Origin of the sequence: Burkholderia sp. PR2 (assembly GCF_052372875.1) — a bacterium.
Lineage (GTDB): Bacteria > Pseudomonadota > Gammaproteobacteria > Burkholderiales > Burkholderiaceae > Burkholderia > Burkholderia diffusa.
The window spans coordinates 1,974,316-1,993,285 of the sequence record NZ_JBQRWH010000004.1; the positions used below are offsets into that span (position 1 = coordinate 1,974,316).

13 protein-coding genes are annotated in these 18,970 nt (G+C 67.5%); 6 read left to right on the top strand and 7 right to left on the bottom strand.

What is annotated here, in order from left to right:
- Positions 1-222: 222 nt before the first annotated feature.
- Positions 223-2,364 carry a hypothetical protein gene (locus tag ACT2FV_RS26330; RefSeq protein WP_444505453.1) on the top strand — a complete coding sequence of 714 codons (2,142 nt, stop codon included), beginning with the start codon at positions 223-225 and terminating at the stop codon, positions 2,362-2,364.
- Between the two features lie 145 nt (positions 2,365-2,509).
- Here the strand turns inward: ACT2FV_RS26330 and ACT2FV_RS26335 are convergent, their stop codons facing one another.
- The 5 genes from ACT2FV_RS26335 to ACT2FV_RS26355 form a co-directional block, all read right to left on the bottom strand.
- Positions 2,510-3,910 carry a sensor domain-containing diguanylate cyclase gene (locus tag ACT2FV_RS26335; protein ID WP_059604186.1) on the bottom strand — a complete coding sequence of 467 codons (1,401 nt, stop codon included), beginning with the start codon at positions 3,908-3,910 and terminating at the stop codon, positions 2,510-2,512.
- Positions 3,911-4,207: 297 nt separating this feature from the next.
- Positions 4,208-5,386: an acetyl-CoA C-acyltransferase gene (locus ACT2FV_RS26340; RefSeq protein ID WP_444505112.1), complete on the bottom strand. Its 1,179-nt coding sequence runs from the start codon at positions 5,384-5,386 to the stop codon at positions 4,208-4,210.
- A gap of 49 nt (positions 5,387-5,435) precedes the next feature.
- The gene (pncA, locus tag ACT2FV_RS26345) at positions 5,436-6,068 is read right to left on the bottom strand and encodes a bifunctional nicotinamidase/pyrazinamidase (protein WP_044843660.1); all 633 of its coding nucleotides are present in this window, start codon (positions 6,066-6,068) and stop codon (positions 5,436-5,438) included.
- A gap of 42 nt (positions 6,069-6,110) precedes the next feature.
- Positions 6,111-8,195, bottom strand: a complete 2,085-nt coding sequence (locus ACT2FV_RS26350; RefSeq protein WP_444505113.1) for a 3-hydroxyacyl-CoA dehydrogenase NAD-binding domain-containing protein — start codon at positions 8,193-8,195, stop codon at positions 6,111-6,113.
- Positions 8,196-8,376: 181 nt separating this feature from the next.
- Positions 8,377-10,020 carry a 3-(methylthio)propionyl-CoA ligase gene (locus ACT2FV_RS26355; RefSeq protein ID WP_444505114.1) on the bottom strand — a complete coding sequence of 548 codons (1,644 nt, stop codon included), beginning with the start codon at positions 10,018-10,020 and terminating at the stop codon, positions 8,377-8,379.
- A 153-nt stretch (positions 10,021-10,173) separates the two neighbouring features.
- Between ACT2FV_RS26355 and ACT2FV_RS26360 the strand changes: the two genes are divergently transcribed.
- The 5 genes from ACT2FV_RS26360 to ACT2FV_RS26380 all read left to right on the top strand — a co-directional run bounded on the left by ACT2FV_RS26360 (position 10,174) and on the right by ACT2FV_RS26380 (position 13,969).
- The gene (locus tag ACT2FV_RS26360) at positions 10,174-11,742 is read left to right on the top strand and encodes a protein adenylyltransferase SelO (RefSeq protein ID WP_444505115.1); all 1,569 of its coding nucleotides are present in this window, start codon (positions 10,174-10,176) and stop codon (positions 11,740-11,742) included.
- A 29-nt stretch (positions 11,743-11,771) separates the two neighbouring features.
- Entirely contained in the window at positions 11,772-12,203 is a 432-nt protein-coding gene (gene msrB / locus ACT2FV_RS26365; RefSeq protein ID WP_151049559.1) for a peptide-methionine (R)-S-oxide reductase MsrB, read from the top strand.
- A 124-nt stretch (positions 12,204-12,327) separates the two neighbouring features.
- Complete coding sequence (locus ACT2FV_RS26370) at positions 12,328-12,858, top strand: septation protein A (protein ID WP_059604168.1); 531 nt, start codon at positions 12,328-12,330, stop codon at positions 12,856-12,858.
- A gap of 1 nt (position 12,859) precedes the next feature.
- Complete coding sequence (locus ACT2FV_RS26375; protein ID WP_059604165.1) at positions 12,860-13,168, top strand: BolA family protein; 309 nt, start codon at positions 12,860-12,862, stop codon at positions 13,166-13,168.
- Between the two features lie 18 nt (positions 13,169-13,186).
- Entirely contained in the window at positions 13,187-13,969 is a 783-nt protein-coding gene (locus ACT2FV_RS26380; RefSeq protein WP_059529712.1) for a peptidylprolyl isomerase, read from the top strand.
- A 165-nt stretch (positions 13,970-14,134) separates the two neighbouring features.
- Here the strand turns inward: ACT2FV_RS26380 and ACT2FV_RS26385 are convergent, their stop codons facing one another.
- Together ACT2FV_RS26385 and purL are read right to left on the bottom strand one after the other, a co-directional pair.
- Positions 14,135-14,677 (bottom strand): GNAT family N-acetyltransferase, encoded by a 543-nt coding sequence (locus ACT2FV_RS26385; RefSeq protein ID WP_124902372.1) that lies wholly within the window; start codon positions 14,675-14,677, stop codon positions 14,135-14,137.
- Complete coding sequence (gene purL, locus ACT2FV_RS26390; RefSeq protein ID WP_151049561.1) at positions 14,677-18,741, bottom strand: phosphoribosylformylglycinamidine synthase; 4,065 nt, start codon at positions 18,739-18,741, stop codon at positions 14,677-14,679. The genes ACT2FV_RS26385 and purL overlap by 1 nt, the downstream gene beginning before the upstream one ends.
- Positions 18,742-18,970 lie beyond the last annotated feature (229 nt).

Here is an 18,970-nt window from a genome sequence, read left to right on the forward strand (position 1 = left end):
GACTACACCCGCATCAGAACGGGCGGTGCGTCTTTTTGCCTTCACTTTTCGGCATTGATCGTCCATTCGATTAAAGCCGTTCAATTCGCCCCCCGAGCATCACACCACGATTAATCCCGGGCATTTTCAGAATACCCGAGACGCAGCACAAAGCGGATCAAGCCGCCCGCTCATTCAAGCATTCCGATAAAAATCACATGCATCAGGAGGGTCGTCATGAACATGCGCCGCTTCACGAAATCGCTGTGTCTCGGATTCGTCTGCGCCGGCCTGCTCGCCGCCTGCAACGACGACGACGTCCAGTCCAGCGGTACGTCGTCGAACAGCGCCGCACTGTCGTTCCGCATGGACACCGGCGGGCAGATCAATGCGTTCTACCGGCAGGACAAAGTCGCCGCGCACCTGCTGGTGCGCTCGTCGACGAAACCGCGTCTGCTCGTGGTGTTTCCGGCCGGCAACAGCGGCACCGGGCTGTGGTTCGACGACACTGCCCAGCCGGTGAGCTGGAGCCTCGACACACCACCGTCCGCGCTGTCGGCACCCGACACGCACGGTCGCCCGCTGTACGGCATCGGCGCCGACGTATCGGTCGACACCGACACGCTGACGATCCGCCAGGGGCTGCTCGGCAATGTGCGCTTCCTGCGCGACTTCAACGGCGGCGCGACGATACCGCCGGAGATCGTCACCGCCCCGACGATCCAGAGGAGCGTCACGCAATGGCAGCGCGACCGGATCGACGGCGCGCCCGGCCAGATGCTGCGCATCACGCTGCGCGACGGCGGCAGCATCGCGACAGCCGCGGGCGGCAAGCTCGTGCTGCGCGCGGCGGCCGGCGCTCGTACGCTGAAACTGCACGTCGATGCGCTGTCGGGCGAGACGCCGTTGTCGCCGATCCTGCGTGCAGACCTGCTCGCGCCGTCCGCGAATCCCGACCCGGTCAGCCAGAACGTGCTCGAATTCCTGAGCTTCCACGACAAGCTGCTGGCCGGCTCGTGGCAATACGACACCTACTTCGGCCGCGACACGCTGATCTCGGTGCGCATGCTGATGCCGGTGCTCGAGCCTGCGGCGATCGAGGCCGGGCTGACGTCGGTGCTGAGTCGCCTGTCGGACGACGGCAAGGTCGCGCACGAGGAAGGCATCGGCGAATTCGCGCTGGTCGACAACGCGAAGCACGGCCGGCCGAACGATGCAACGCCGACCTACGATTACAAGATGATCGACAGCGACTACCTGCTCGCGCCGATCGCGGCGGCCTGGCTGATCGACGACACGCGCGGCCAGGCGCGCGCGGCCGCCTATCTCGCGCAACGCGGCAGCGACGGTCAGACGAACGGCAGCCGGCTCGTCGTCAACCTGCTGCACGTCGCGGCGACCGCGCAGCCGTTCGCACAGCAGCCGTCGGTCCCGAACCTGATCCGCCTGCGGCCTGGCGAGATCGTCGGCAACTGGCGCGACAGCACCGACGGGCTCGGCGGCGGCGTCTATCCGTACGACGTGAATGCGGTGCTCGTGCCGGCCGCGCTGCGCGCGGCGAATGCGTTCCTCGCGCGCGGCCTGCTCGATCCTTACCTGGACGCCGGGCAACGTGCGACGCTCGCGAACACGGCGACCGAAGCGGCTACCTGGGAGCAGCAGGCGCCGCCGCTGTTCCAGGTGAGCGTACCGGCCGCGCAGGCGGCGACCGAAGTATCGGCCTATGCGTCGTCCACCGGTGTGCCGGCAGGTACCGCGCCAGGCGCGCCGCTGACTTTCTACGCGCTGTCGCTCGACCAGCAAGGCACGCCGATCCCGGTGATGAATTCCGACGGCGGCTTCGCGCTGCTGTTCGGCACGCCGGCGGACGACCAGCTCCAGCGGATCGTCACCGACGTCACGCGGCCGTTCCCGACCGGTCTCGTCACCGATGTCGGGATGCTGATCGCGAACCCCGCGTATGCGAATCAGGCGCTGTGGCCCAAATTCACGAGTTCGGCGTATCACGGCACGGTGATCTGGTCGTGGCAACAGGCGATGTGGGTCGCCGGGCTCGACCGCCAGCTCGCGCGCCAGGATCTGTCGGACACGACGCGCACGCTGCTGACGCAGGCTCGGCAGACGATCTGGCAGGTGATCTCGAACGGACGCGACATGCGCACGTCGGAAATGTGGACCTGGTCGTACGTGAACGGTCGGTACCAGACCGATGCATTCGGCACCCGCAGCGCGGATGCGACCGAAGCCAACGCGGCGCAGCTGTGGAGCACGACGTATCTCGCGATCCGCGATCCGCAACTGCGCGCGGGCAAGTACTGGTGGCAGGCTTCGCAGCGGATGCAGGACGCGCAGCCGGAGCGTGCGGCGGCCATCGCGTCGCGATAGCCGATGCGTCATTGAAACGAAAGCCCCACATGCTCGTGCGCGTGTGGGGCTTCATCCAGGGTGCATGCGAAACGGACCTGCCTCGCGTCGCGCCATTGCATTGCGGCCGCGCGCGCCACGGCGCCGAATGCGCGGCCGCCGCTCGTCAGTGCGCGACCACGCGATTGCGCCCGTCGCGCTTCGCCTGGTACAGCCGTTCATCGACCGCCCGCAGCAACGCATCGACCGTGCTCCCGTCGACGCCGTACTGCGCGACGCCGACGCTGACCGTCACCTGCACGCGCTTGAAATCCAGCCCGAACGGCGAACTCGCGATCGACGAACGCACGCGCTCGGCCGTCATGCGCGCGCCTTCGAGCGGCATCTCGGGCAACAGCGCCATGAACTCCTCGCCGCCGACCCGCGCGAGCGCACCGGCCGGACGAATCGCCTCGAGAGACTGGCGCACGACGCCGCGCAGCACCTCGTCGCCGATCTGGTGCCCGTACGCGTCGTTGATGTTCTTGAAGTTGTCGAGATCGAGCGCGAGCAGGCAAAACGGCGTGCCGTCGCGCTCCGCGCGCACGATCTCGCGCTCGACCTGCGCGATGAACTGGCGGCGGTTCGACGCGCCCGTCATCGGATCGGTCGCGGCCATGTATTCGAGCTTCTGGTTCGTGCGCCGCAACTCCTGCAGCGCACTCTCGGTGCGCGCCATCGATTCCGACAGCCGGCTCATCAGGTCTTCCTGGCTGTAGATCGCCGAGAACGAGCGCGTCGTCTGCAGCGCCTGCACGACGCCGTAGCTGAGCAGGAAGAACCCGCCCGCGAAGATCGCATGCGCGAGCCACCACATGTGGTTCCAGGGCTTGCCGAGGATGAACGCGAGCGACGACAGCGCGAACGCCATGATCGACATGCCGTAGATCACCATCAGCGGCGAACGGATGCGCCGCGCGAGCAGCATGCCGACGTTGAGCAGCGAAAACACCAGCGCGCCGCCTTCCATCGACAGTCGCGTGCCCAGCGCGCCCGCGACCGGCGAATACGCGATGTATGCAACCGCCACGTTGATGACCAGGAACAACACGATCCACGGCAGCCACGTTCGCGCGCGCGCCCGCTTCTCGACCCGATCGGGCGGCTGCGAATACGACAGCAGGCCCGTCAGCAGCAGGATCGACATCACGAGGCGCGATGCGGGCCCGTACAGCAGGAACAGCCAGATGTTGTGATGCGCCATCCCGGTGAACAGGCCGTGCAACGCGTAGATCATCGCGAAGCCCAGAAAGCCGAGTGTCAGCCAGCGCAGGAGCGGCTCTCCGGACGACCGATAGCACACCCACGTCACGTAGGTGACGAATGCCCCCTCGAGGGTCGCGGCCGCGATCGCGATTTCATGGAAGGCGTGGCTCTCGAACACGACGTGCGGGTCGCTGAAGAACCACAGATAGGCGATCAGATAGGCTGGCAGCAATGCGAAGCCGACCAGCAGGCATTTCGCATAGAGCCTCGCGGCCGCGCTGACGACTCGCGGCGGTTCCCCGGCTGCATAGGTCGTGCTCAATTCGGTCCCCGTTCGGTCTGCTGCGTGGTTCGAACGTTCACGATGCCGGACACGCGCGATGCATCGACTGCGCCGGCTACCGGAAACGCATCACGTGCGTCGGTGCGATGCACGCGTTGCCCCATCCCGCCGAAAGGCAAATGTCAGAGCAAGTATAGGTGCGGCAATTCGTTTGACAAGTAAGGGGAAACGGCAGCATCGAACCGGCACCGTTTGCTTCCCGATCCTTTCGAATCGCATGCGACGGCCGCGGCTTGCGTCAACGCAGGCGGCGGCCGTCGGCCGACAAGCAAAAAATCAGACGATTTCGAACAGGCCGGCGGCGCCCTGCCCGCCGCCGATGCACATCGTGACGGCGACGTATTTCACGCCGCGCCGCTTGCCTTCGATCAGCGCATGGCCCGTCAGGCGCGCCCCCGACACGCCGTACGGATGGCCGACCGCGATCGCGCCGCCGTTCACGTTCAGGCGGTCGTCAGGAATCCCGAGCGTATCGCGGCAGTACAGCACCTGCACCGCGAACGCTTCGTTCAGTTCCCACAGGCCGATGTCGTCGACCTTCAGCCCCGCCTGCTTCAGCAGCTTCGGCACCGCGAACACCGGGCCGATGCCCATTTCGTCCGGCTCGCAACCGGCGACCGCGAAACCGCGAAACACGCCGAGCGGCTGCAGCCCTTCGCGCTGTGCGACATCCGCGTTCATCACCACGCACGCCGATGCGCCGTCCGAGAACTGGCTCGCGTTGCCCGCGGTGATCACGCCGCCCGGCACGGCCGAACGGATCTTCGACACGCCTTCGAGCGTCGTGTCGGGCCGGATGCCTTCGTCGGCCGACACGGTAACGTCCTGCGTGAACAGCCGGCCCGTCGCCTTGTCGGCGATGCCCGCGCGTACGGTGATCGGCACGATCTCGTCGTTGAAGCGCCCGGCTTCCTGCGCGGCCGCGGCACGCAGTTGCGACCGCACGCCGTACTCGTCCTGCCGCTCCTTCGCGATCCCGTAGCGCTTCGCGACGTTTTCCGCCGTCTGAAGCATGTTCCAGTAGATCTCGGGCTTGTGCTCGACGAGCCAGCCGTCCTGGATCATGTGCCGGTTCATCTCGTTCTGCACGCAGGAGATCGATTCGACGCCGCCCGCGACATACACGTCGCCCTCGCCGGCGATGATCCGTTGCGCGGCGAGCGCGATGGTCTGCAGCCCTGACGAGCAGAAACGGTTCACCGTCATCCCCGGCACGCTCACCGGCAGCCCGGCGCGCAGCGCGATCTGCCGCGCGATGTTCGCGCCGGTCGCGCCTTCGGGGTTCGCGCAGCCCATGATCACGTCCTCGATGCGCGCGGGGTCGAGCTTCGCGCGTTCGAGCGCGGCCGCGACCACGTGGCCGCCGAGCGTCGCGCCGTGCGTCATGTTGAATGCGCCACGCCACGATTTCGCGAGCGGCGTGCGTGCGGTCGATACGATTACGGCTTCGGTCATGCGAGTCTCCTTCGGTCCTGCTTCATGTCCTGAATCGGATGGGAATGCGCTACGCCGTCGGGCGCGCGCCCGCGGACGTCACGTGTGCGACGCCCGCCGCCTGCATCTGTTGCCATGCGTGCGCGAGCGACCCGTTCAGGTCGATCGCACGGCACGCATCGTTGATCACGGCGGCCTCGAAGCCGGCCGCGCGCGCATCGAGCGCGGACCACGCGACGCAATAGTCGGTCGCGAGTCCGCAACACCACACGCGTTTCGCGCCGAGCTCGCGCAGATAGCCGGCGAGCCCCGTGCGCGTCGTGCGATCGGCTTCGACGAACGCGGAGTAGCTGTCGACCTGCGCGTCGCCGCCCTTGCGGATCACGAGCCTCGCATGCGGGATGTCGAGGTCGCGATGCAGCGCCGCGCCTTCCGTGTCCTGCACGCAATGCACGGGCCACAGCACCTGCTCGCCGTACGGCAGCGCGAGCGTCGAGAACGGCTCGCGCCCCGGGTGATTCGCCGCGAACGACACGTGTTCGCGCGGGTGCCAGTCCTGCGTCAGCACGACCTGGTCGAAGCGTTGCGCGAGCGCGTTGATCACCGGCACGACCGCGTCGCCGTCCGGCACCGCGAGTGCGCCACCCGGCATGAAGTCGTACTGCACGTCGATCACGAGCAACACGTCGTCAGTGCGTTTCATTGCGTTTCTCCTTGCAAGACGGGCGCGCCGTCACGCACGGCGTCAGCCGTTGAACCCGCGTCCGGCCTTTGCCAGTTCGACGATCGACGGCGCGAGCTGCCACGCGTCGCCGTTCGGTGCGGCCGCATAGCGGCGGATCGCGCGCTCGACGTTGTAGAGGCCGACCATGTCCGCATACAGCATCGGGCCGCCACGCCACAGCGGGAAGCCATAGCCGGTCAGGTAGACCATGTCGATGTCGGACGCCTTCGACGCGATCTTCTCCTCGAGAATCTTCGCGCCTTCGTTGACGAGCGCGAACACGAGCCGCTCGACGATCTCGTCGTCGCCGATCTTGCGCCGCTCCACGCCGCGCTCCTGCGAATACGCGACGACCATCTCGTCGACGAGCGCCGAAGGCTTCGCCTTGCGCTCGCCCGGCACGTAGTCGTACCAGCCGCCGCCGGTCTTCTGGCCGAAGCGGCCCTGCTCGCACAGGCGGTCGGCGATCTTCGAGTAATGCAGATCGGGCTGCTCGACATAGCGGCGCTTGCGGATCGCCCAGCCGATGTCGTTGCCGGCGAGGTCGCTCATCCGGAACGGGCCCATCGCGAAACCGAACTTCTCGATCGCGCGATCGACCTGTGCGGGCAGCGCGCCTTCCTCGAGCATGAAGAGTGCCTGGCGGATGTACTGCTCGATCATCCGGTTGCCGATGAAGCCGTCGCACACGCCCGACACGACCGCCGTCTTGCGGATCTTCTTCGCGACCGCCATCACGGTGGCGAGCACGTCCTTCGCGGTCTGCGCGCCGCGCACGACCTCGAGCAGCTTCATCACGTTCGCCGGGCTGAAGAAGTGCATGCCGACCACGTCCTGCGGCCGCTTCGTGAACGCGGCGATCTTGTCGACGTCGAGCGTCGACGTGTTCGACGCGAGGATCGCACCCGGTTTCGCGACTTCGTCGAGCTTCCTGAACACCTGCTCCTTCACGCCGAGTTCCTCGAACACGGCCTCGACGATCAGGTCCGCATCCTTCAGGTCGTCGTACGACAGCGTCGGCGTGATCAGCGCCATGCGTGCGTCGAGCTTCTCCTGCGTGAGCTTGCCCTTCTTCACCTGCGCGTCGTAGTTCTTGCGGATCGTCGCGACGCCGCGCTCGAGCGCTTCCTGTTTCGTCTCGAGCAGCGTGACGGGGAGGCCCGCGTTGACGAAGTTCATCGCGATCCCGCCGCCCATCGTGCCCGCGCCGATCACGCCGACGCGGCGGATCTCGCGCAGCGGCGTATCGGCCGGCACGTCGGGAATCTTGCTCGCCGCGCGTTCGCCGAAGAACGCATGGCGCAGCGCGCGGCTTTCCGGCGTCATCATCAGCGCGACGAAACCCTCGCGCTCGGCGATGCTGCCCTTGTCGAAGCCGTTCAGCACGCCGGCCTCGATCGCGTCGATGCACTTGTGCGGCGCAGGGAAGTTCGGCGCGGCGGCCCGCGCGGAATTGCGCGCGAACTGGAGAAAGCCCGCCGCGTTCTCGTGGACGATCTTGCGATCGCGCACGCGCGGATGCGGCCCCTGCCGCGCGCCGACCTTGCGCGCGAACGCGACGGCCGCGTCGAGCAGGTCGCCGTCGGCCATCTCGTCGAACAGCCCGCTCTTCGCAAGCTGCTCCGACGGTACCGGCGCGCCCGACACGATCATGTTCAGCGCGGTTTCGAGCCCCACCGCGCGCGGCAGGCGCTGCGTGCCGCCCGCGCCCGGCAGCAGGCCGAGCTTCACTTCGGGCAGCGCGACCTGCGCGCCGGGCGCCGCGACGCGATAGTGCGCGCCGAGCGCGAGCTCCAGGCCGCCGCCCATCACGACGCTGTGCAGCGCGGCGACGACCGGCTTCGCGCTCGCCTCCACCGCGCGGATCACGGTGTGCAGCGTCGGCTCCTGCAGGGCCTTCGGGGTATTGAATTCGGTGATGTCGGCGCCGCCCGAGAACGCGCGGCCCGCGCCGGTCAGCACGATCGCCGTGACCGACGGATCCTGCGCGGCGCGATCGAGCGCGTCCATGACGCCCTCGCGTGTCGACAGGCCGAGCCCGTTGACGGGCGGATTGTTGAGCGTGATGACGGCCACGCCGTCGCGAGTCGAGTAATCCACTGCCATCTGCCTGCCTCCATGCATCGCGCGCCGGGGTGGCTGCGCTTCATTGTGCGCGGTCGAACGGCCGCATGTCCGGATCGAACGGAGGCAGCATACAACGAAAAAGCACGGTCGTTCAATTTGAATTTTTCCCGATCCGGGGCCGGATCGGGAGACCGCGCGGCGGGCCGTCGCCGGCCGCGGCTTACGGCTCGCCGACCGCCGTCGGCAGCACGTAGTCGCGGAACGCCTCGCGCAGCTTCAGCTTCTGCAGCTTGCCGGTCGCGGTGTGCGGCAGCGATTCGACGAACACGACGTCGTCGGGCACCCACCACTTCGCGACCTTGCCCTCGTAAAACGCGAGCAGCGCGTCACGCGTCAGGATCGCCCCTTCGCGCGGTACCACGACCAGCAGTGGACGCTCGGTCCATTTCGGGTGCGCGCACGCGATGCACGCGGCTTCGACCACGCCCGGGTGCGCGATCGCGACGTTCTCGATGTCGATCGAGCTGATCCACTCGCCGCCGGACTTGATCACGTCCTTGCTGCGGTCGGTGATCTGCAGGAAGCCGTCGGGGTCGATCGTCGCGACGTCGCCGGTCGGAAACCAGCCGCCCGACAGCGGCGACGTATCGCTCCTGAAGTAGCGATCGATCACCCAGGGCCCGCGCACCTGCAGTTCGCCGAACGCGACGCCGTCCCACGGCAATTCATGGCCGTCGTCGCCGACGATCCGCATGTCGACACCGCAGATCACGCGCCCCTGCTTCTCCAGCAACCGGCGCTGCGCGTCGAGCGGCCGCTGCGACTGCGCCCAGTTCAGCGTCGCGAGCGTGCCGAGCGGCGACAGCTCAGTCATCCCCCACGCGTGGATCACGCGCACGCCGTATTCGTCCTCGAACGTGCGCAGCATCGCGGGCGGGCACGCGGAGCCGCCGATCACCGTGCGGTTCAGCGTCGAGAAACGCACGCCGGCCTCGCGCATGTAGTTCAGCAGCCCGAGCCACACGGTCGGCACGCCCGCGGAAAACGTCACGCGTTCGGCCTCCATCAGTTCGTACAGCGACCTGCCGTCGAGATCCTTGCCGGGCAGCACGAGCTTGCCGCCCGTGAGCGGCACCGCATACGGCAGGCCCCACGCGTTCACATGAAACATCGGCACGACGGGCAGCACGGCGTCGAGCGCCGACAGGTTCATCGCGTCGGGCAGCGCTGCGCCGTACGCGTGCAGCACCGTCGAGCGATGCGAATACAGCACGCCCTTCGGGTTGCCGGTCGTGCCCGACGTGTAGCACAGGCCGGACGCCTGCAGCTCGTCGAGACGCGGCCAGTCGTAGCGGCCGTCCTCGGCGTCGACGAGCGTTTCGTAGCACAGGAACGGCGTCGCGCCGGACGGCAGGTGCGCGGCGTCGGTCATCGCGATCCAGCCTTTCACGTGCGGACACTGAGGCGCGATCGCGTCGACCAGCGGCGCGAAATTGATGTCGAAGCAGACGTAGCGGTCTTCCGCGTGATTGACGATGTAGGCGATCTGCTCGGGAAAGAGGCGCGGGTTGATCGTGTGGCACACGGCGCCCATCCCGCCGATCCCGTAGTACGCCTCCAGATGCCGGTAGCCGTTCCAGGCCAGCGTGCCGACGCGGTCGCCCGATTCGACGCCGAGCCGCGCGAGCGCCTGCGCGAGCCGCTTCGCGCGCTGCTCGCAGTCGCGGTACGTGTAGCGATGCAGGTCGCCTTCCACGCGCCTCGACACGATCTCCGTGTCACCCGCGTAACGCGCGGCGTGCGCGATCAGCGACGACACCAGCAACGGCATGTCCATCATCTGGCCCAGCAACGGCTTACCCATCGTCTTGTTCTCCCGGAAGGACGCGAATCGGTGACCAGCCTCGAAGCGGTGCGCCGGCTTGCGGCCCGGACAGGCCTGGCGCAAGGCGCGCGGGCCGCCATGCGGGCGGCGCGGCGCCGACTTACAATATCGGCTTACCCAGAGGCGCTCAACATGTCGTTTTCCCGAAGCGCAGCCGATACGGCTGACACTCTTCCCGACCTCGCCGCGACGCTCGGTGCGCCGGCCGCCGGCGCGTTCGTCACGCTCGGCGATGCGTTTCATACGCGGCTGCCGGCCGCACCGCTGCCCGCGCCGTACGTCGTCGGCTTTTCCGACGAAGTCGCGCACCTGCTCGGCCTGCCGGTGTCGATTGGCCAGCAGCCCGGGTTCGCCGAGCTCTTCGCCGGCAACCCGACGCGCGACTGGCCCGCGAGCGCGATGCCGTATGCGTCGGTGTATTCCGGCCACCAGTTCGGCGTGTGGGCCGGCCAGCTCGGCGACGGCCGCGCGCTGACGATCGGCGAACTCCCCGGCACGAACGGCCAGCGCTACGAACTGCAGATCAAGGGCGGCGGCCGCACGCCGTATTCGCGGATGGGCGACGGCCGCGCGGTGCTGCGCTCGTCGATCCGCGAATTCCTGTGTTCGGAAGCCATGCATCACCTCGGCATCCCGACCACCCGCGCGCTCACGGTGATCGGCTCCGACCAGCCGGTGGTGCGCGAGGAGATCGAGACGTCAGCGGTCGTCACGCGCGTATCGGAGAGCTTCGTGCGCTTCGGCCACTTCGAGCATTTCTTCTCGAACGATCGTCCGGACCTGCTGCGCCAGCTCGCCGATCACGTGATCGATCGCTTCTATCCGGCATGCCGCGACGCCGACGATCCGTACCTCGCGCTGCTCGAAGCCGCGACGCTGCGCACGGCCGACCTCGTCGCGCAGTGGCAAGCGGTCGGCTTCTGCCACGGCGTGATGAACACCGACAACATGTCGATCCTCGGCATGACGATCGACTACGGCCCATTCGGCTTCGTCGACGCGTTCGACGCGAACCACATCTGCAATCACTCCGACACGAGCGGCCGCTACGCGTACCGGATGCAGCCGCGCATCGCGCACTGGAACTGCTACTGCCTCGCGCAGGCGCTGCTGCCGCTGATCGGGCTGCAGCACGGGATCGCCGACGACGATGCGCGCGCCGAGCGCGCGGTCGACGACGCGCAGGCCGTGCTCGCGAAATTTCCCGAACGCTTCGGCCCCGCGCTCGAACGCGCGATGCGCGCGAAGCTCGGCCTCGAACTCGAGCGCGAGAACGACGCCGAGCTCGCGAACAAGCTGCTCGAAACGATGCACGCGAGCCATGCGGACTTCACGCTGACGTTCCGCCGGCTCGCGCAGCTGTCGAAGCACGACGCGAGCCGCGACGCGCCGGTGCGCGACCTGTTCATCGATCGCGACGCATTCGACGCGTGGGCGAACCTCTATCGCGCCCGGCTGTCCGAGGAAACGCGCGACGACGCGGCCCGCGCGGCCGCGATGAATCGCGTGAATCCGAAATACGTGCTGCGCAATCATTTGGCCGAAGTCGCGATCCGGCGCGCGAAGGAAAAGGATTTTTCCGAACTCGAGCGACTCGCGCAGGTGCTGCGCCGGCCATTCGACGAACAACCGGAACACGAAGCGTATGCGGCATTGCCGCCAGACTGGGCCGGGTCGCTCGAAGTGAGCTGCTCGTCGTGACCCGACCGACCGATCAGGAGAACACCCACATGTCACACGATTCCGACGACAAGACCTTCCCGTACCAGAAGGACGACGCCGAATTGCGCCGCCGGCTCACGCCGATGCAGTACGAGGTCACGCAGCATGCGGCGACCGAGCGGGCCTTCACCGGCGAATACACCGACACCGAGGACGCCGGCATCTACAAATGCGTCGTCTGCAGCACGCCGCTGTTCGAATCCGGCGCCAAATTCCATTCGGGCTGCGGCTGGCCCAGCTACTTCAAGCCGCTCAACGGCGAGGTGATCGACGAGAAGATCGACCGCTCGCACGGCATGGTGCGCGTCGAGGTTCGCTGCAACCATTGCGGCGCGCATCTCGGCCACGTGTTCGAGGACGGCCCGCGCGACCAGACCGGTTTGCGGTACTGCATCAATTCGGCTGCGTTAAACTTCGAGTCCCGACCCGAAAACGAATGAGCGGCACCGGACGAATCGGTCGGACAGCCTTCCCGGCTGCCCCGATCCCGGACGGTGGCGCCTGGCGGGTCCCCACAACGGTGAAAGGCCGCGCGATGCGGCCTTTCACGCAGCTGCGAGCGCCATGAAATTCCTGTTCGATCTGTTTCCGATCATCCTGTTTTTCGCCGCCTTCAAGGTCTGGGGCATCTTCACCGCCACCGCCGTCGCGATCGTCGCGACACTGGCCCAGGTCGCGTGGGTAGCCTTCCGGCACCGGAAGGTCGACACGATGCTGTGGGTCAGTCTCGGCGTGATCGTCGTCTTCGGTGGCGCCACCCTCGTCCTGCATGACGAGAAATTCATCCAATGGAAACCGACTGTGCTGTACTGGCTGTTTGCGATCGGGCTGCTCGCCGCACGCTATGCGTTCGGCAACAACCTGATCGAGAAGATGATGGGCAAGCAGCTCACGCTGCCGCACCCCGTGTGGGACAAGCTGAACGTCGCGTGGGCGCTGTTCTTCGCGGTGCTCGGCGTCGCGAACCTGTACGTGGTGCACAACTACACCGAATCGCAGTGGGTGAACTTCAAGCTGTTCGGCACGACGGGCGCGATGGTCGTGTTCATCATCCTGCAGAGCCTGTGGCTCACGAAGTACATGAAGGACGAATGACATGAACGACGCCTTTCTCCAAGCATCGCCCGACGAACGCATCGCGCTGATCGAAGCGCGCCTGACCGCATCGCTCGCGCCGCTGTCGCTCGCGGTGCGCGACGACAGCGCGCAGCATGCGGGCCACGCCGGCGCGGCCGCCGGCGGCCATTACACCGTGACGATCGTGTCGGCCGCCTTCGCGGGCAAGCCGCGCGTCGCGCGGCACCGGCTGGTGTATGATGCGCTCGCTGATGCGATGCAGCGCGGCATTCATGCGCTCGCGATCGTGGCTTATACGCCCGAAGAATTCAACGAATCTTCAATCTAGTCTCAACAGGAATTCCCGATGATCCTGAAATCCCCCCGCCTGTGGGTCGCGGCGGCTGCATTTGCAGCGGCACCGGCATTCGCCCAGAACATCGCCGTCGTCAACGGCACGCCGATTCCGAAGTCGCGCGCCGACGCGATGGTCGCGCAACTCGTCCAGCAAGGCCAGACCGACAGCCCGCAGCTGCAGCAAGCCGTGCGCCAGGAACTCGTGAACCGCGAAATCCTGATGCAGGAAGCGATCCGCGAAGGCATCCCGAACCGTCCGGACGTGAAGGCGCAGGTCGCCGTCGCGCAGCAGACGGTGGTGCTGCGCTCGATGATCGAGAGCTTCCTGAAGAAGAACCAGCCGACCGACGCGGAAGTGAAGGCGCGCTATGACGATCTCGTGAAGGGCGCCGGCGGCAACCGCGAGTATCACCTGCACCACATCCTCGTCGACAGCGAGCAACAGGCGAAGGACCTGATCGCGAAGATCAAGGCCGGCGCGAAGTTCGAGGATCTGGCCAAGCAGTACTCGAAGGACCCGGGCTCGGGCAAGAACGGCGGCGACCTCGACTGGTCCGATCCGAAGGCGTACGTGCCGGAATTCGCGGCCGCCGCGCAGAAGCTCCAGAAAGGCCAGATGACCGACGCGCCGGTGAAGACGCAGTTCGGCTGGCACATCATCCGTGTCGACGACGTACGCGACATCGCCCCGCCGCCGTTCGACCAGGTGAAGGCTCAGATCGCGCAGCAGCTCGTGCAGCAGAAGCTGCAGGCGTTCGAGGAAGGCCTGCGCCAGCAGGCGAAGATCCAGTAACGTCGGCGACGATCGCCCACGCAAAGGCCGCTCCCCGGAGCGGCCTTTTTCTTTTTCACGCATGCTTGTGGTGGGCCGGCCCACGCGGCGGCCGGACAAGGAAAAAGCCGCTTCGAGGCGGCTTTTCAGGACTGCGGAATCGCGGACGGGCAGCGCGGTGAACCGCTATGCCGGATAGAACACATCGTGGTAGCGGACCTCGCCCGACGGCCGCGGCGCGGCTTCGTCGAACGACAGCGCGAGAAAATACTCGGGCGGCGCATCCGGGAACACCAGATCGCCGGACCGCACAAAGTCGAAACGCGCGTAATACGCGGGATCGCCGAGCACGACGCAGCCGCGCGCACCGAGCCGGCGCAACGCGTCGAGCCCCGTGCGCACGAGCCCCGCGCCGATGCTCTGCCGCTGGCATTCGGGCAGCACCGCGAGCGGCGCGAGCCCGTACCACTGCTGGCTGCCGGCCGGCTCGCCGCCGATCGACACCGGCGAAAACGCGACGTGACCGATCACGCGCTCGTCGCGCTCCGCAACGAGCGACACGCTGAGCACACCCTCCGCGCGCAGCGCATCGACGATCTGCCGTTCGAATCGACCCTGCTGCGGCTCGTCCGCGAACGCGGCCACGATCACGCGACCGATCGCATCGACATCGCTCGCGCGTTCGTCGCGCAGCGTGACGATCTCGACCGGTGCGTGCGGATCGAACATCAGCCGATCCAGCGGCGTGCGTTACGGAACACGCGCATCCAGGGGCTCGCTTCGCCCCAGCCTTCCGGATGCCAGCTCATCGTGACCGTGCGGTGCACGCGCTCCATGTGCGGCATCAGCACCGAGAAGCGGCCGTCGGCCGTCGTGACCGACGTGATGCCGGCCGGCGAGCCGTTCGGGTTGAACGGATAACGTTCGGTCGCCTCGCCACGGTGGTCGACGTAGCGCATCGCGACCGCGACGCGATCGATGTCGCCCTGCTGCGAGAAGTCCGCATAGCCTTCGCCGTGCGCGACCGCCACCGGAATCCGCGAGCCTTCCATCCCCGCGAAGAAGATCGACGGCGACTTCTCCACTTCCACGAACGAGAAGCGCGCCTCGAACTGCTCGGACTTGTTGCGCGTGAACTTCGGCCATGCCTCCGCGCCCGGAATCATCGACGCAAGGCTCGACAGCATCTGGCAACCGTTGCAGATGCCGAGCGCGAACGTGTCGGGACGCGCGAAGAAGGCCGAGAACATGTCGGCGAGCTGCGCGTTGAAGCGGATCGTCTTCGCCCAGCCCTCGCCCGCACCCAGCACGTCGCCGTACGAGAAGCCGCCGCATGCCACCGCGCCCGCGAAATCGGCGAGCGTCGCGCGGCCGGCCAGCAGGTCGCTCATGTGCACGTCGTGCGCGTCGAAGCCCGCGCGGTCGAACGCATATGCCGTTTCCAGATGCGAGTTCACGCCCTGCTCGCGCAGGATCGCGACACGCGGGCGCGCGCCCGTCGCGATGAACGGCGCAGCGATGTCGTCGGCCGGATCGAAGCTCAGCACCGGCGAGATGCCCGGATCGGCCGCGTCGAGCAGCGCGTCGTATTCGGCATCCGCGCAGGCGGGGTTGTCGCGCAGGCGCGCGATGCGCCAGCTCACTTCGCTCCATGCTCGATGGAGTTCAGCGCGCGGCGCGTCGAACACCTTCTTCGCGTCGCGGTACACCTCGATCACGTCGCGATCGTTGACCGTGCCGATCACGTGCGAGCAGGCCGACAGGCCGAAGTCGCGCAGCGCGCCGAGCACCGCGTCGCGATCGGCCGCGCGCACCTGCACGACGGCGCCGAGTTCCTCCGAGAACAGCGCGCGCAGCGTGCGATCCTCGCGACGGCCGCTCGTCTGCTTCGCCCAGTCCTTCGCGTCGCCATAGTCGGATTCGTGATTCGGGTCGAGCGTCAGCATATCGACGTTCAGCGACACACCCGCGTGGCCCGCGAACGCCATTTCGCACACCGTCGCCCACAGGCCGCCGTCCGAGCGGTCGTGATACGCGAGCAGCTTGTCTTGTGCATTGAGCGACTGGATCGCGTTGAAGAAGCGCTTGAGGTCTTCCGGATCGTCGACGTCCGGCGTCGTGTCGCCGACCTGCTGCGTGACCTGCGCGAAGATGCTGCCACCCATCCGGTTCTTGCCGCGGCCAAGATCGATCGCGATCAGCACGCTGTCGCCCGCATCGGCGACGCGGCGCAGTTGCGGCGTCAGATGGCGGCGCACATCCTCGACCGGTGCGAACGCGGAGATGATCAGCGACACCGGCGACACCACTTCCTTCGCGACGCCCTGCTCATCCCACTTGGTTTTCATCGACAGCGAATCCTTGCCGACCGGGATGCCGATCCCGAGCGCCGGGCACAGCTCCATGCCGATCGCCTTGACCGTGTCGAACAGCGCGGCATCCTCGCCGGCCGTGCCGCACGCGGCCATCCAGTTCGCCGACAGCTTCAGCTTGTCGAGCGACGCGATCGGCGCGCTCGCGATGTTCGTGATCGCCTCGCCGACGGCCATGCGGCCCGATGCCGGCGCGTCGATCACCGCGAGCGGCGTGCGCTCGGCCATCGTCATCGCCTCGCCCTTGAAGCCCGCGTAGTCGAGCGCGGTCACCGCACAGTCGGCCACCGGCACCTGCCACGGGCCGACCATCTGGTCGCGCACCGACGTGCCGCCGACCGAACGGTCGCCGATCGTGATCAGGAACGACTTGCTGCCGACCGTCGGGTGCTTCAGCACGTCGACGGCGACTTCCGACAGCGCGATGCCCGTCACGTCGACCGGCGCGCGCTCCGTCGTCACACGCGTGACGTCGCGATGCATGCGCGGCGGCTTGCCGAGCAGCACTTCCATCGGCATGTCGACCGGGAATTCCTCGACGCCCGTCGCTTCGTCGTCGACGAGCTTCAGCTGGCGTTCGTCGGTCGCGACGCCGACCACCGCGAACGGGCAGCGCTCGCGTGCGCAGATCGCCTCGAAGCGCGGCAGGTCGGCCGGCGCGATCGCGAGCACGTAGCGCTCCTGCGCCTCGTTCGACCAGATTTCACGCGGCGACAGGCCCGATTCCTCGAGCGCGACCTTGCGCAGTTCGAAGCGCGCGCCCTTGCCCGCGCCGTCGACGATTTCGGGGAATGCGTTCGACAGGCCGCCCGCGCCGACGTCGTGGATGCTCAGGATCGGGTTTTCCGCGCCGAGCTGCCAGCAGCCGTTGATCACTTCCTGCGCGCGCCGCTCGATTTCCGGGTTGCCGCGCTGCACCGAGTCGAAGTCGAGTTCGGCCGTGTTCGCGCCGGTCGCCATCGAGCTCGCGGCGCCGCCGCCCATGCCGATCCGCATGCCCGGGCCGCCGATCTGGATCAGCAGGGAACCTGCCGGCACGTCGTGCTTGTGCGTGTGTTGATCCGCGATGTTGCCGAGGCCGCCCGCGATCATGATCGGCTTGTGATAGCCGCGCACCTGGCCACCGACGTTCTGCTCGTACACGCGGAAGTAGCCGCCGAGGTTCGGACGGCCGAATTCGTTGTTGAACGCGGCGCCGCCGAGCGGGCCGTCGATCATGATCTGCAGCGGCGACGCGATGCGGTCCGGGCGGCCGTACGGGCCGTGCGCATCGTTCGGGTTGCGCTCGCCGACCGGCTGGGCCGCGTCGCGTGCGTTTTCCCACGACTGGCGTGCGTCCGGCAGATCGAGGTTCGACACGGTGAAGCCCGTGAGGCCGGCCTTCGGACGCGCACCGCGGCCCGTCGCGCCTTCGTCGCGGATTTCGCCGCCCGCGCCGGTCGCCGCGCCCGGGAACGGCGAGATCGCCGTCGGGTGATTGTGCGTCTCGACCTTCATCAGCGTGTGGGTGAGCTCGGTATGACGACCGTAGCGTTCGCCCGGCTCGCCGGCCGCGCCCGCGTTGCGCGGGAACCAGCGCTCGGCTTCGGCGCCGACCATGATCGACGAGTTGTCCGAATACGCGACGATCGTGCCTTGCGGGCTCAGCTTCTCGGTGTTGCGGATCATCGCGAACAGCGACATGTCCTGCGCTTCACCGTCGATCGTCCACTGCGCGTTGAAGATCTTGTGGCGGCAATGCTCGCTGTTCGCCTGCGCGAACATCATCAGTTCGACGTCGGTCGGGTTTCGTTCGAGCTTGCGGAACGCGTCGACCAGGTAGTCGATCTCGTCGTCGGCGAGCGCGAGGCCCAGCTCGACGTTCGCGCGCTCGAGCGCGCCACGGCCGACGCCCAGCACGTCGACGATCTCGAGCGGCTTGGCCGGCAGTTCGTCGAACAGGTGCTTCGCGTCGTCGCGCGTGGCGACCACGCTTTCGGTCATCCGGTCATGCAGCGCGGCCGCGACGGCTGCGCGCGCGTCGTCGGACAACGCCTTCTTGCCGCCGAGCAGGCCCGACTTCAGCGTGACCGTGAATTCGACGCCCCGCTCGATGCGGCGCACTTGCGTGAGGCCGCAGTGCTGCGCGATGTCGGTCGCCTTGCTCGCCCACGGCGAAACCGTGCCGAAGCGCGGCAGCACGACGAAGGTCTCGGCCGTGCCCTTCTCGGCCGCCGGCTCGAACGGCGCGCCGTAGTGCATCAGCGCGTCGATGCGTGCGCTGTCGTCGGCCGACAGCGGCTCGGCCGCATTGACGAAGTGCAGGAACTGGCCGCGCACCGCGACGATGTTGGCGTCGATTTGCCTGAGCGTGTCGAGCAGACGGGTTTGACGGAAATCAGAGAGGGCCGAAGCGCCGGGAAAACACGAGAAGTGAGCCATGGGCTGGACTGACGTCGATGAGTCGCGCGAGGTGGCGACGTGGGGCGAAAGGAAGGCCGTAATTATACCCGGAAGTCGGCCATCCCAGACCGGCTGATCGGCACCCGTCACGCACCGCGACGGTGCGCCGGCATCCGCCGCACGCAGCGGCCCGCCAGGCCGGCGCGCGCGGCCGCGGTAGCCGGCAACCACCCGGCGGCGGAATCGGACGAGGTCGCGCGAGCCCGGT